We start from the raw sequence: 13,675 nt of genomic DNA on the forward strand, positions 1-13,675 counted from the left end.
CGGCGACCTGCTGTGGCGGTCCCGCACCGCCACAGCAGGTCATTAACTCTTACTCAGCGCATAGTTCAGCACTTTGTCATTCTTCATCTGCACGGTCAGCGTCTGCCCTTCGGTGGTATTCAGGGTGCGCGCCTCACTGTAGGTCCACTTCAGCAACCGCTGACCGTCCGGGTAAGGCGTCTCACTGTCAGGCTGACCAAACAGCGCGATCAACTGGGCTTTGGTCGTCTGACCCGCATGAATCTGCTGCAGATTACGGTTGTCCAGCCGATGTCCGACCCGGTTAGAACAGGCGGAAACCAATAGCAGCAGCGTGACTAACAGAACGCGTTTCCTCACGTAATATCCTTTTGAAATGTTCAGCGCCGCAGATCCTCCAGCGTGACCTGCGCGATCGCGCTTAAGCTTATAGTGAATCCGCGCCATCCGGCAGGATTTTCTGGGCCAGCCCCCCATGATTTTCCCCTGGCAGAGGCCGATTCAGAGCAATTAACGCAAATTAATGCGCCTGAACAGCCTGCCGCCCTGCGACTGCAACATCTTAGTCTATGATTACTCTCTGTATGCCGCGTGGAAGCGGTCTCACTTTTTCTCTTCCCGCCGCATCACGCTGAATACCAGTCCAGCTTCCTGGCTGAAGAGGCGCGCCAGCCCACCTGGCATCCGGGTCTCACTGATAGCTTTACGATTTTTTGACGCTTGCGTCATCGACATCCTATTCGCGCGGTGGTCACCATCGCGTATTTCCAGGCTAAATGAGGCAACTGAATGGAATCCAAATCTTTTTCTAAAAGTTGGGGCGCTGAACGGGTTGCCAGTGACGAGGTGCGTTTCCGCCTCTGGGCAACCGGTCAGCAACGCGTGACGCTGCGTCTCGCCGGTAAAGACATTGAGATGACACCGCAGGCTGACGGCTGGTTTGAAGCCCGGGTCGCCGGTGTGGCTGCGAATGCCGAATATGATTTTGTGCTGGCGGATGGCACGGCAGTGCCCGATCCCGCCGCCCGCGCCCAGAAAGCGGAGGTCAACGGTCCCTCACTGGTGATCGATCCTGACGCGTATCAGTGGCAGAACACGAGCTGGAAGGGGCGTCCGTGGACAGAGTCAGTGGTCTATGAACTGCACATCGGCACCTTTACCCAGGAAGGCACCTTCCGGGCGGCGATTGAGAAATTGCCAATGCTGGCTGAGACCGGCATCACCATGATTGAAGTGCTGCCGGTGTCGCAGTTTGGCGGTAATCGCGGCTGGGGCTACGATGGCGTGCTGCTCTATGCACCGCATGCCGCCTACGGCTCACCCGATGATTTCAAAGCCTTTATCGATGCGGCGCACGGTCACGGCCTGTCGGTGGTGCTGGATATTGTGCTGAACCATTTCGGCCCGGAGGGCAACTATCTGCCGCTGCTCGCGCCAGACTTCTTCCATAAAGAGCGTCAGACGCCGTGGGGCGCCGGTATCGCCTATGACGTTGATGCGGTACGCCGCTATATCGTGGAAGCACCGCTCTACTGGCTGCAGGAGTTTAATCTGGATGGCCTGCGCTTTGATGCCATCGATCAGATTGATGACCCGAGCGAAAAGCATGTGCTGGTTGAGATTGCCGAGCGCATCCGCGCCACTATTACCGACCGCCCCATTCATCTCACCACCGAAGATTGCCGAAACGTTACCTTCCTGCATCCGCGCGACGAAAACGGAGACGCTCCGCTGTTTACCGGCGAATGGAACGATGACCTCCACAACGCCGTGCATGTGCTGGCAACCGGTGAAACTCACGCTTATTACCAGGATTTTGCTGACCAGCCGGCGCAGCGGGTAGCGCGAGCGCTGGCAGAAGGCTTTGTCTATCAGGGCGAAGTCTCAGCACAGTCGGGCGAGCCGCGCGGCGTGAAGAGCAGCAGCCAGCCGCCGGTCGCCTTTGTCGACTTCATCCAGAACCATGACCAGACGGGCAACCGCGCGCAGGGCGAACGGCTGGTCTCGCTGGCGGGTGCAGAGCGGACGCAGGTGCTGCTGGCCATGCTGCTGGTCTCGCCACACATTCCGCTGCTGTTTATGGGCGAAGAGTATGGCGAAACCCGACCGTTCCTGTTTTTCACCGATTTCCACGGCGATCTGGCTAAAGCGGTGCGTGAAGGTCGCGCCCGGGAGTTTGAAGGCCATGCCGGTCACGGCGAAACCGTGCCGGATCCTAACGATATCACCACCTTTGAACAGTCGAAACTCGACTGGCAGCGTACAGAAACGCCGGAAGGTCAGCAGTGGCTGGCGCTGACACGTCATCTGCTGGCGCTGCGTCAGGAACATATCGTCCCGCTGCTGCAGACCGCCGGCGGTGATGCCGGTCAGGTGGTGAAAACCGCAGACGATTTCCTGGCGGTGCGCTGGGACTTCCCGCAGGGCACGCTGTCACTGGCGCTGAACGTCGGCGACAGCACGCAGCCGATCCCCGATTTGCCGGGTGAAACGCTGTTTGCCTGGCCGCAGACCGCAACCGAACTGATTCCCAACGCTATCGTGGTGCGTCTGGCTAAGAGAGAAGCAGAATGACTATTCCAACCGCAACGTACCGCATCCAGTTCCGTAACGGCATGACCTTTGACCGTGCGGCGGCGCTGGTGCCCTACCTGAAACAGCTTGGCATCAGCCATCTTTATGCCTCGCCGGTCTTCAGCGCCACCGCTGAATCAACCCACGGCTATGACGTAACCGACGTTAACCAGATTGAGCCGTCGATTGGTGGCCGGGAAGGTTTTGACCGCATGGTGGCCGCGCTGAAAGCGGCCGGGCTGGAGCTCATCCTCGACATCGTGCCGAATCATATGGCCGCCTCGCTGGAGAACCCGTGGTGGCGCGACGTCATTGAACATGGCGAACAGAGTCGCTATGCCACTTATTTCGATATCGACTGGTCTCGCCGCCTGACGCTGCCGTTCCTCGGTGACACCTTTGAGGCAGTACTGGAAAACGGTGATATCAGCGTGCAGCGCGATCCGCAGACTGGCAAACCGGCGCTGGCCTACTTCGACAATTTCTATCCGCTGAAACCTGAGACCTGGCAGGATCGGGAAGAGGCGGTGCTCGCCCTGCGCGATGCCGCAGAGATCGCCGAACTGCACGACCAGCAGCCGTGGCGACTGATGTCCTGGCGCGACGCGCCCAACGACCTCTCCTACCGCCGTTTCTTTGAAGTGACCGGTCTGGTGGGCGTGCGCGTGGAAGACAAAGCCGTCTTTGATGCCGCCCATCAGCTGATCCTCGAACTGGTTCACAGCGGCGCGGTGCAGGGATTGCGCGTCGACCACGTGGATGGCCTGGCCGATCCGCGCGGCTATCTGGAGCAGTTACGCCAGTCTGCCGGTCCCGACTGCTATCTCACCGTGGAGAAGATCCTCGGCGACAATGAACAACTGCCTGAAGAGTGGCCGGTTTCCGGCACTACCGGCTATGAGTTTATGGCCGCGCTTGCCAATCTGCTGGTCGACAGCGATCGCCTGAGCGGACTGCGTAAAGCCTATCAGGCCGTGATTGGCAAAAGCGTCGACATGAAAGCGGAGCTGCGTGCTGCCAAGCTGCTGATGGCGAACCGCAACTTTGCTGGCGAATTTAACCGGTTACTGCAACTGGCACTGAAGATTGCTGAGGCAGAAGGCACGACTCAGCCGGAAGCGGAGCTGAAAAATGCCCTGCGTGAGCTGCTGGTCGCCTTCCCGGTTTACCGCACCTATGGCACGCCGGAAGGCCTGACGACAGCCGATACTGCACTGCTGGACCAGGTGGTCAGCGACGTAAAAGCCAGCGACCACGCGCCTGATACGCAGGCGCTCGACTTCCTGACCCGCATTCTGCGTGCAGAGGTGGGTGATTCCGCCCGTGACGATGCCACGCAGTTCCGTACCCGCTTCCAGCAGCTGACCGGCCCGCTGATGGCGAAATCGGTAGAGGACACCCTCTTCTTCCGGCAGCACATGGCGCTGGCCTTAAATGAGGTGGGTGCTGAGCCGCTGGCGCGCCACTTCTCGCTGGATCAGTTCCACGCGGAGATGCAGGCAAGGCGTGAGCATCAGCCCGATGCGCTGTCGGGCACCTCAACGCACGATACCAAGCGCGGCGAAGATGCCCGTGCGCGGCTCTATACCCTGACCGAAGCGCCACAGCGCTGGGCGGAGTGCGTGAGCCGCTGGCGGGAGATGAACGAGGATCACGTCGTACGCCTGAAAGATGGCCCCGCACCGGAACCGGCCGTGGAATGGATGCTGTACGAAGCGCTGGCCGGCGTCTGGCCGACCACGCTGCAGCCGCAGGATGCGGAAGGTCTGGCGGCGCTGGAAGCCCGCTTTGTGGTCTATGTTGAGAAAGCGATGCGTGAAGCCAAACTGCGCACCGACTGGGCCGACAATAACGATGACTATGAAGAGGCGGTGCTGAGCTATGCCCGTCATCTGCTTGCACCCGGCAACCGCACCTTCCTGACTGATTTCTGTCAGTCGTTGCAACCCTTTATGCGCGCCGGACTGGTCAACAGCCTCACCCAGACCGTAGTGAAGCTTACCGCACCAGGCGTACCCGATATTTATCAGGGCAGCGAGGCGCTGGACTTCAGCCTGGTCGATCCCGATAACCGCCGCGAGCCTGATTTCGACGCGCTGGCGGCGATGCTTAACGCGCCACAGCACGATGACAGTGAGACGCACTGGCTGCGCGGTCAGGTCAATCAGCAGGCGATTGTGAAACTGCTGGCGCTACGACAGCAGCAGCCTGCGCTGTTCCGCTACGGTGACTACCTGCCGCTGTCCGCAGAAGGGGCGCAGCAGGATAACGTGCTCGCCTTTGCCCGCACCCGTGAGGATCAGGCAGTCATCGTGATTGTCTCACGCCGGGTCTTTAACGCATTGCCAGAGAATCTCGATCAGCCGTCTGAGGCACGCTGGGCTGATACGCATATCGCTCTGCCCGCGGCACTCGCTCAGCGCGGCTATCAGGATGTGCTGAGCGGTAAAAGCTTGTATGCAGGTGACCAGCTGCCGCTTACCGCACTGGCGTCGCAGTGGTGCGCCGTGCTGGTGGCACAGTGAAGTCGGGAAGAATTTTGTTTATTACGCGTCAATCTGTTCATTGAATAACGAGGCATAAATGTCAAACAGTCAGCGTTTTGAAATTACGGCGGGTTACAGCCATTTGCTGGGGGCCAATTTTGATGGCCAGGGCGTAAACTTCGCCCTGTTCAGCGCCCACGCCGAGCGGGTTGAACTCTGTCTGTACGATCCCAGCGGCAAAACGGAAATTGCCCGGCTGGAGCTGCCGGAATATACCCATGAAGTGTGGCACGGCTACATTCCGGGCCTGAAGCCCGGCGCGCTCTATGGCTATCGCGTCTATGGCCCTTATGACCCGGAAAATGGTCATCGCTTTAACCCGAACAAGTTGCTGCTCGATCCCTACGCCCGTGAACTGGCGGGCGACATCGCCTGGAACGAGGCGCACTTCGCGTACGATCTCTATCACGATGATAAAGATCTGACGTTCGACACCCGTGACAGCGCGCCGTTTACACCTAAGTGCCGGGTAATCGACCCTGATGAATTCGACTGGCAGGATAAAAACCGCCCGAATGTGCCGTGGCCGAAAACCGTCATCTATGAAACCCACGTGAAAGGCTTTACGCAGCTCAACACCGCACTGCCACCGGAGCTGCGCGGCACCTTTGATGGTATGGGCCATAAAGCGACCGTCGACTACATCAAAAGCCTGGGCATTACCTCCGTCGAGCTGCTGCCGGTGCACTGGTTCCCGGACGATCAGCACCTGCTGGATAAGGGGCTGAAAAACTTCTGGGGCTACAACACGCTGGGCTTCTTTGCGCCCGCGACCCGCTACTTCGGGCCGCGCGGCATTCAGGGCTTCCGTGACATGGTGCGCGCCTTCCACGACGCCGGTATTGAGGTCATCCTCGACGTGGTCTACAACCACACCGCCGAGGGTAATGAGCTGGGTCCGACGCTGTCATTTAAAGGCATCGATAACTTCTCCTATTACCGTACGATGCCCGACCAGCATCGTTACTACATCAATGATACCGGCACCGGCAACACCGTGAACACCTCACATCCGCGCGTGCTGCAGATGGTGCTCGATTCGCTGCGCTACTGGTCTGAGTCGATGCATATCGACGGCTTCCGTTTCGACCTCGGTACGATTCTGGGTCGCGAACCGGATGGTTTCGACCCGCGTGGCGGCTTCTTCGATGCTGTGATGCAGGACCCGATCCTGTCGCGGAAAAAGCTGATTGGTGAACCCTGGGATATCGGTCCCGGCGGCTATCAGGTGGGCAGTTTCCCGCCAGGCTGGGCAGAATGGAACGACCAGTATCGCGACACGGTGCGTGACTACTGGAAAGGTAACAACGTCTCTACCGACTTCGCCGCCCGCCTGCTGGGTTCCGGTGACCTCTACGACCAGCACGGTCGGCGTCCGTGGGCCAGCGTCAACTTCATTACCGCCCACGACGGCTTCACGCTCAACGATTTGGTGTCGTACAACGACAAACATAACGATGAGAATGGTGAAGACAACAACGACGGTCACAACGACAACCGCTCTTACAACTATGGCGTTGAAGGCCCGACCGATGACGAAGGCATTAACGCGGTGCGCGAGCGACAGAAACGCAACTTCCTCGCTACGCTGATCTTCTCCCACGGCACGCCGATGCTGCTGGCAGGCGACGAGTTTGGCCGCAGCCAGATGGGCAACAACAACGGCTACTGCCAGGACAGCGAAATCTCCTGGGTACACTGGGATAACCTGCCGGAATCCGCAGAGGCGCTGCGCGAGTTCACCCGTCAGATCCTGACATTGCGTGCTCAGCAGCCGTTGCTGCGCCGTGAAAACTGGCGCGACGGCATGGATATTAAGTGGTTTAACGCCGGTGGCGGCTTCCAGCAGAGTGAGCAGTGGGATGAAGGCTCAACGCTGGGCGTCTATATCGGCCGACCGGATCTGCAGACCGAGGAAGGCATCTGGCATGACGTCCTGATGCTACTTAACCCGTTCGAAGGCAATGTGCCCTTCCGCATTCCACAGTTTGGCGAAGGGGGCTGGGTGCTGGAGCTGACCACCAGCGACGTGACGAAGCGGGGTCTGGTTATCACCAAAGAAAAAGATTTCGAGCTGGAAGGACGCAGCTTCGCCCTGTTCAGACGTCCCTAGTCGCTGAACAGGTTAACGATCAGGCATCAGGCGCAGCGCATTTCGCGCTGCGCTTGTTTTTTTGCCGATCGCTGCCAGGCTTAACCGGTTGTTAACAGTAAGGATTGATGCTGATAAGGAGGCATAATGTCCAGATTTACACAGAAAGTTGTGGTTGTGACAGGTGCCGGATCCGGCATTGGCGAAGCCAGCGCAAAGCGCTTTGCTGAAGAAGGGGCATCCGTGGTGCTGGTGGGACGCACCCGACAGAAACTGGAAGAGACGCTGGCTGAAATGACGGCGGGCGATCACCTGGTGGCGGCCTGCGACGTCTCAGAAGCCGAACAGGTTAAACAGCTGTCAGAAACGGTACTGAAGAAGTATGGCCGTGTAGATGTGCTGGTAAATAATGCGGGCGTTATCGTGCAGGGTCGCATCCATGAAGTCGACCTCGACGCATGGAAAACCCTGATGAAAACTGACCTCGACGGCGTTTTCCACGGTGTTCACTACTTCATGCCAGCGCTGCTGAAGAGCAAAGGTAACGTCGTCAACATTTCCTCCGTTTCCGGCTTAGGCGGTGACTGGGGTATGAGCATCTACAACGCCGCTAAAGGGGCGATTACCAACTTCACCCGTGCGCTGGCGATGGATTACGGTGCGGATGGCGTGCGGGTCAATGCCATCTGCCCTGGCTTCACCTTTACCGATCTGACTGAAGATGCCAAACAGGATCAGGAACTGCTGGAGCGTTTTTACGATCGTATTCCACTGCGCCGTGCCGGTGAAGCGGATGATATCGCTCGCGCGATTCTCTTTATTGCCAGCGATGAAGCCAGTTATATTACCGGCGTCAATCTGCCGGTTGATGGCGGCATTACCGCCTCAAATGGCCAGCCTAAACAGGCATAAGTATCAGGGCAGCGTATTACGCTGCCTTTTTTATTTTCGACGCCCCGCCCAGTTAATTCCCTTTATTCTCTTTTACTGCTGCCATTTAATTTCAGTGAATTAATGTTTTGGCGTGTGACGGGTTGGCGTGGCCGCCCGGGCCGGTTTAATTGCCGTGCTGGTCGTGGTCGGGCAAATAAAGGTGCTCAGGCAGGCATTACACAATATGGCATTGGCGTGATGGACTTTCGCCACCGCCAGCGCCTGCTGTCGGGTATAAAGCGAACCAATAAAAACGCGTTTATCGTTCTTTGACAGATTAACGCAACCTTCTTTGTGTAAAATCCATCCACCCATGGGACGCGGGCACAGATAATAATAGCTGGCTTTGAGCATGGTAGTCATCCTGATAGTTGCTGTATGTATCGTAAAAAACGAACCAAAATTCGTAAGAGTTTTTATTTGTAATCTGAAGCTTTATTAAACTAACTGAGAATTATCCCTAAAACCACTTTATTGCGTAACTCAAACCGACTTTGAGAATATGCCCTTTTCAGCCACGATTATCGCTTCAGTCATTCAGCGCGCTTAAACTTCCCGTCCCGCTTTACAGCTCCGCTTACATTTAGGGTTCTAATGCATCAATAAAAAAACAGCAATCAATAAAATCCTTATAAAATAATTACTTATAAAGCACTCTGCTTTAGCCAGCCTGATATGTCACGGCCGTTATGATTAGAGCCACAACAAACGACATTAACCGCCGCAGGGGTACTTATGAGTATTGATAAACTGAGGCTGAAAAAGCGTGAAAGCGGCAGAGCGACTCTCTTTCAGCGAAGCGGTGAGACAGGCAAAGTCAGGGGTTTATCAATAACGGCGGGAGTAATTAACCGTAACTGGCTTGAAAAAGTAAAACGATCGGTTTACTTTTAAGGAATGAAAAAGAGAGACGATATTCTTCAGGCCGCCGAGCGGCTCTTCTATACCCATGGCTTCCACGCCACCAGTACCGATCAGCTCTGTCGCGAAGCGGGCGTCTCAACACGCACGCTTTATCATCATTTCGACTCTCGCGAAGCACTGACCGCCGCGGTGCTTAACGCCCGCGAGCAGCGCTTTATGGCGGCGCTGCTGCCAGCGCAACAACCTGAGGCAATTGCGCATCTGTTTGCGGTGCTGGTTGAGTGGACGACGTTAAACGGCGCGCGTGGCTGCTTCTTTCTGAAAGCCTGGGGAGAGTATGCCGAGCGGGATAGTGAGCTGGCATCCCAGGCTCTGGCCTTTCGCGCCACGATGCGTGCTTACATTACGCAATGCGTGACGCATCTGCGCGGCGATGTTAATCAGCAGCTGAGTGATGCCATCTGGATACTTTTTGAGGGCGCGATTACCACAGCGCTGATTACCGGTCCTGCCGCTGTGCGGCAGGCGGAACAGGTCGCCAGCCAGTTATTGCAGAGTGGTTCGGTCAGATGAGGTCATCCGCCGCGCTGGCGCTGACCGGCTTTAGCCTGATTGCTGTGACTTACGGCATGGCGCGCTTCTCGTGGGGATTGATGCTGCCTTCGATCTCAGCCGATATCCCGTTCAGCCCGCAGCAGGCGGGATTACTGTCAGCCTGTAGCTTTGTGGCCTACTGCCTCACTATTCTCACCGCAGCCGCACTGGCAGACCGCTATGGTGCCCGACTGACTGCGCTGCTGGCGGCCCTGAGTGCCGCATCAGGGCTGCTGCTGCTCGCCTGTGCCTCCTCACCGCTACTGCTGGCGACAGGTCTGTTTGTTGCCGGATTGAGTTCAGGGCTGGCATCGCCCGCTCTGGCCGCGGCAGTCAGTAACCGGATTGCGGCTGCCGATCAGCCGCGCATCAATACCCTGATCAACGCCGGCACCAGCGCAGGTATCATTCTGACCGTGGTGATCCTGAGCGTGCTACCTGGCGGCTGGCGTGCCGCCTGCCTGCTGTTCGCCCTGCTGTCCCTGGCCTGTCTGCTGCCGGTGATGCGCGTGCTGTCGGTGCATGCGGCTGGCCGCGCCGCCCGCGTCAGCCGCGGGTTCCCGCGTCTTTACGGTCACGCTATGCGGCGACTGATGGGCATAGCGCTGGTTTCAGGGCTGGTCAGTGCGGCCTGGTGGAGCTTTGGGTCGGCGCTGCTGCGCCAGCATGTCGGCGTTGATGCAGAGACCGCCCGTTTACTCTGGCTGGTTGCCGGAGGTGCAGGCATTGTGGGTGCCGCAACCGGCCCGGTCGCTGCCCGTATCGGGCTGAACGCGGTTTACCGGCTATCGTTGTGCGGGATGGCATTGCCACTGCTGGTTCTGGCCTTCAGTCACGGTGAATCTGCCGGTTTACTGATTGCGGTGGCCTGCTGCGGCGCAGGTTACGTCACGCTGTCGGGGGTGTTGCTGGTATGGGGAGCACAGGCCACGGCGGAAGAGCCGGCGACAGGCGTCGGTATCCTGTTTTTTATGCTGGCAGTCGGTCAGGTTGCGGGATCGCTGCTGTTTGGTCAGCTTTACGCCGCGCTGGGTGCCATTACGGCTTTAACGCTGTTTGCACTCACTGCCCTGATCCTGCTGTTTATTACACCGTCGCAGAATAGTGACGCCTCAGATGAATAAGCCGTAAATAACGCACAGCATCGTAAAGCGTGGCGGGAATTAACTGATGATTTTATTTACCAGACAGCGTGAAAAATAACTGTCCGGCTCATCAGGAATGATCATGTCAGTTTTATAATTAAATGGATAAAGGCAGCACCGAAGCTTTTCAGATCGCGCGGATATTGTTAATTCGTGGATTGACCTTCTGCTGAAGTAAATCTTCATCGGGCCCCAGATAATAAGGCACCGCACACTGTTTACCATCTTTGGTAAAAATAATCTGATTATCCTGCAGGAATAACGCCGTAAAATGGCCCAGTACTACCCCATTTAATTCGAAGCAATGATTTCGTGCTGCACGCAGCCCCTGCTTACTATTCAGAAAATCAACAAATCGCATCACGCTGCGCCTCCCGTCAATTAATTAACTCTATCGGAACGGCACAGATAATAGCCTTAAGCCCGGGACGGATCATCCGGCTGACGCTGTTTTCAGAATAGGCTTAACCGCCATTCAGTAGCGGGACTCAATCGGAAGGAAGGCGTCTCTCTGTTTCGCCAGGCGTTCTCCTGGAGGAAGCGCCCATAATAAAATTGCTAACGCGCACGAGAATTATATTGCACGCTCTGAGCGCCCGCTATACCGTTGTTTTCCAACAGGTGCAGACGATCAGGGCAAAACCACATGATGGAAATTTTTGATGCAGATGAACGCCATATCCCGGCGATACAGCAGATCTACGCCTGGCATGTCCTTAACGGCACCGGCTCATTTGAGACCGTGCCCCCGGACGCTGCGGAGATTGGCGAGCGGATGCGTAAGATTCAGCAGGCAGGGCTGCCGTGGTTTATCGCTGTCAGCGACGGCGACGTACGTGGATTTTGCTATCTCGCACCTTATCGCCCGCGCTACGCCTATCGGCATACGCTGGAAGACTCGATTTATATCGATCCCGGTTTTCAGAAGCGTGGTGCCGGCTCCCGTCTGTTAGATCATGCCATTACGTGGGCTGAACAGGCAGGGTTTCGTCAGATGATCGCCAACGTGGGCGACAGCGAGAACCGGGGTTCGATTGCTGTGCATCAGGCAGCAGGTTTTGAGATGACAGGCATCCTGCGATCGGTGGGGTTTAAACAGGGCCGCTGGCTGGATACCGTTTTCATGCAACGTTCTCTGGGAACCGGCGATACCACGCCGCCAGTTGATTAAAATAATAGCGTCATAATAAGAAAGTCATACTGGCCCTCGTTTTCCCCAGGAGAAGCTTCTGGTAAGGTGCCTTAACAAAAAGATAAAAAATTCCGGAACCCTTTATGTTGTCGACACTCATCTATCGCAGCCACATCACTGAACATGTGCAGCTCGAGACCCTGAATGATTTGGCGCGAAAAGCGAATAAAATCAACAAATCGTCCGATGTCACCGGAATTTTACTGTTCAATGGCACGCATTTTTTCCAGCTTCTGGAAGGCCCGGAGGCGGCCGTGAAGGCGGTCTATAGCCGGATTTGCCAGGATCCGCGCCACCACAATCTGGTCGAACTGCTGCGCGATTACGCCCCGGCGCGACGTTTTGGTCATGTTGGTATGGAGTTGTTCGATCTGCGGCTGCACGATCAGGAAACCGTGCTCGAGTCAGTGCTGGAAAAATGCACGACGAAATATCAGATGACCTATGCCGATCGCGCACTGCAATTCCTGCGCACCTTTGTTGAAGCGCGTGAAAAAGAGAACTATTTCGAGATCCCTGCCGCCAGCGGCTGGACGTTTATTCGTAACGAGACAGAGCAGCGTGAAGGCGATGCGGCGCTGGTGGCTGCGGATGAAGTCAGCTTTGCGTTTCAGCCTATTGTTGATCCCTTCGCCTGCGAAATCGTTTCGCTGGAAGCACTGCTGCGCGGTCCGCAGGGGGAATCGCCGCTCGACTATTTTGCCCGCCTGACACGCGAACAGCTTTATCAGGTCGATCTTCGGTCAAAAAAGATCGCCTTCGCTCAGGCGAAGAAGCTGGGGATTGAGGGGATGACCCTGTCGATCAATCTGCTGCCGATGACGCTGGTAGAAGTACCCGACGCTGTCTCCTTTTTGCTGGATGAGATGGCGGCCCAGGGACTGGTGCCAGAGCAGGTCATGGTTGAGTTCACTGAGAATGAAATCATCTCACAGCCGGAGGCATTTGAAGCCGCCATCAGGCAACTTAAAGCGGCCGGGATCAGCCTGGCGCTGGATGATTTCGGTGCCGGTTTTGCCGGGCTGTCGCTGCTGACCCGCATTCAGCCCGACAAGATTAAGATTGACCGTGCCATCATCTCTGACGTGCATAAAAGTGGGCCCAAACAGGCAATCATTCACGCCATTCTGAAATGCTGCGCCTCTCTGGAGATCGGTGTGATCGCCGAAGGCATAGAACAACCGGAAGAGTGGATGTGGCTTGAAGCCGCGGGCGTGACCCAGTTTCAGGGCTTCCTGTTCTCTGAGCCTGAACTGAATGGCGTTGCGGCCGTCGCCTGGCCGGAGCTGATTTAACCCCTGCGATTTGGATGAATTTACACTTCCCTGCCTTGCTGGATCATCCGGCTGCTGCTAAATAATTTACAGCGCCGGAGGATCATCTTTCTGTCATCTCTCCGCGTCACAGTCAGTCATGAACCCATCAGTGATTAAATGTTTAGCAGTCAGATGTTCAGTGTTTAGGCCAGCGCTACGCGCCATTACGTGCGACGTGACTCCAGGGACAGCATTTGAGGAACTGAATGAAGCAAATCATCCGCGGTGATAAAGAACCCTCCCATATCCTGGCAGCGACCCGTGCGCTCGAAGCGCACTACGCCCGCTACGGAGAAGGTAATAAGTACCACCCCATCATCTATTCCATCGCCTACCGCAGCCGGTTTTATCAGGTTGAGGTGATTACCCGACGTGAAACCATGGTTGCCACGGTGATTACCGGGGTTCGTAATCTGACACATCTCTCCGGTGCCGCCTGA

At 56.7% G+C, this 13,675-nt stretch carries 14 protein-coding genes; 10 read left to right on the forward strand and 4 right to left on the reverse strand.

Going from position 1 to position 13,675, the window contains the following annotated elements:
* Positions 1–42: 42 nt before the first annotated feature.
* Both F3I20_RS02430 and F3I20_RS24315 read right to left on the reverse strand, forming a co-directional pair.
* Positions 43–339, reverse strand: coding sequence for a hypothetical protein (locus F3I20_RS02430; protein WP_150012884.1), 297 nt, complete (start codon positions 337–339; stop codon positions 43–45).
* Between the two features lie 243 nt (positions 340–582).
* Positions 583–708 carry a hypothetical protein gene (locus F3I20_RS24315; protein ID WP_255467298.1) on the reverse strand — a complete coding sequence of 42 codons (126 nt, stop codon included), beginning with the start codon at positions 706–708 and terminating at the stop codon, positions 583–585.
* Positions 709–768: 60 nt separating this feature from the next.
* Here F3I20_RS24315 and treZ point away from each other — a divergent pair, with 60 nt between their 5' ends.
* The 4 genes from treZ (at position 769) to budC (ending at position 8,103) form a co-directional block, all read left to right on the forward strand.
* Positions 769–2,553: a malto-oligosyltrehalose trehalohydrolase gene (gene treZ, locus F3I20_RS02435; protein WP_150012882.1), complete on the forward strand. Its 1,785-nt coding sequence runs from the start codon at positions 769–771 to the stop codon at positions 2,551–2,553.
* Entirely contained in the window at positions 2,550–5,078 is a 2,529-nt protein-coding gene (treY, locus tag F3I20_RS02440; protein ID WP_150038032.1) for a malto-oligosyltrehalose synthase, read from the forward strand. The genes treZ and treY overlap by 4 nt, the downstream gene beginning before the upstream one ends.
* 58 nt (positions 5,079–5,136) lie before the next feature.
* Positions 5,137–7,212 (forward strand): glycogen debranching protein GlgX, encoded by a 2,076-nt coding sequence (gene glgX, locus F3I20_RS02445; protein WP_150038031.1) that lies wholly within the window; start codon positions 5,137–5,139, stop codon positions 7,210–7,212.
* A gap of 126 nt (positions 7,213–7,338) precedes the next feature.
* Positions 7,339–8,103: a meso-2,3-butanediol dehydrogenase gene (gene budC, locus F3I20_RS02450; RefSeq protein WP_150038030.1), complete on the forward strand. Its 765-nt coding sequence runs from the start codon at positions 7,339–7,341 to the stop codon at positions 8,101–8,103.
* Between the two features lie 99 nt (positions 8,104–8,202).
* On the opposite strand, the gene F3I20_RS02455 is transcribed toward budC, so the two are convergent.
* Positions 8,203–8,478 carry a hypothetical protein gene (locus F3I20_RS02455; protein ID WP_033732518.1) on the reverse strand — a complete coding sequence of 92 codons (276 nt, stop codon included), beginning with the start codon at positions 8,476–8,478 and terminating at the stop codon, positions 8,203–8,205.
* Positions 8,479–8,859: 381 nt separating this feature from the next.
* On the opposite strand from F3I20_RS02455, the gene F3I20_RS23835 reads away from it, so the two are divergent.
* The 3 genes from F3I20_RS23835 to F3I20_RS02465 are packed head-to-tail and all read left to right on the forward strand — an operon-like array spanning position 8,860 to position 10,706.
* Positions 8,860–9,018 carry a hypothetical protein gene (locus tag F3I20_RS23835; protein ID WP_190286140.1) on the forward strand — a complete coding sequence of 53 codons (159 nt, stop codon included), beginning with the start codon at positions 8,860–8,862 and terminating at the stop codon, positions 9,016–9,018.
* A gap of 3 nt (positions 9,019–9,021) precedes the next feature.
* On the forward strand, positions 9,022–9,561 hold the full coding sequence (locus F3I20_RS02460; RefSeq protein WP_150038029.1) for a TetR/AcrR family transcriptional regulator: 540 nt from the start codon (positions 9,022–9,024) through the stop codon (positions 9,559–9,561).
* Positions 9,558–10,706: an MFS transporter gene (locus tag F3I20_RS02465; RefSeq protein WP_150038028.1), complete on the forward strand. Its 1,149-nt coding sequence runs from the start codon at positions 9,558–9,560 to the stop codon at positions 10,704–10,706. The genes F3I20_RS02460 and F3I20_RS02465 overlap by 4 nt, the downstream gene beginning before the upstream one ends.
* Positions 10,707–10,854: 148 nt before the next feature.
* Here the strand turns inward: F3I20_RS02465 and F3I20_RS02470 are convergent, their stop codons facing one another.
* Complete coding sequence (locus F3I20_RS02470) at positions 10,855–11,088, reverse strand: hypothetical protein (RefSeq protein WP_150038039.1); 234 nt, start codon at positions 11,086–11,088, stop codon at positions 10,855–10,857.
* 288 nt (positions 11,089–11,376) lie between these two features.
* On the opposite strand from F3I20_RS02470, the gene F3I20_RS02475 reads away from it, so the two are divergent.
* The 3 genes from F3I20_RS02475 (at position 11,377) to F3I20_RS02485 (ending at position 13,675) form a co-directional block, all read left to right on the forward strand.
* Positions 11,377–11,898 (forward strand): GNAT family N-acetyltransferase, encoded by a 522-nt coding sequence (locus F3I20_RS02475; RefSeq protein ID WP_150038038.1) that lies wholly within the window; start codon positions 11,377–11,379, stop codon positions 11,896–11,898.
* Between the two features lie 104 nt (positions 11,899–12,002).
* On the forward strand, positions 12,003–13,214 hold the full coding sequence (locus F3I20_RS02480; RefSeq protein ID WP_150012868.1) for a diguanylate phosphodiesterase: 1,212 nt from the start codon (positions 12,003–12,005) through the stop codon (positions 13,212–13,214).
* A 227-nt stretch (positions 13,215–13,441) separates the two neighbouring features.
* Complete coding sequence (locus F3I20_RS02485; RefSeq protein ID WP_013357724.1) at positions 13,442–13,675, forward strand: DUF4060 family protein; 234 nt, start codon at positions 13,442–13,444, stop codon at positions 13,673–13,675.

It is taken from the genome of Candidatus Pantoea gossypiicola (assembly GCF_008632075.1).
GTDB lineage: Bacteria > Pseudomonadota > Gammaproteobacteria > Enterobacterales > Enterobacteriaceae > Pantoea > Pantoea gossypiicola.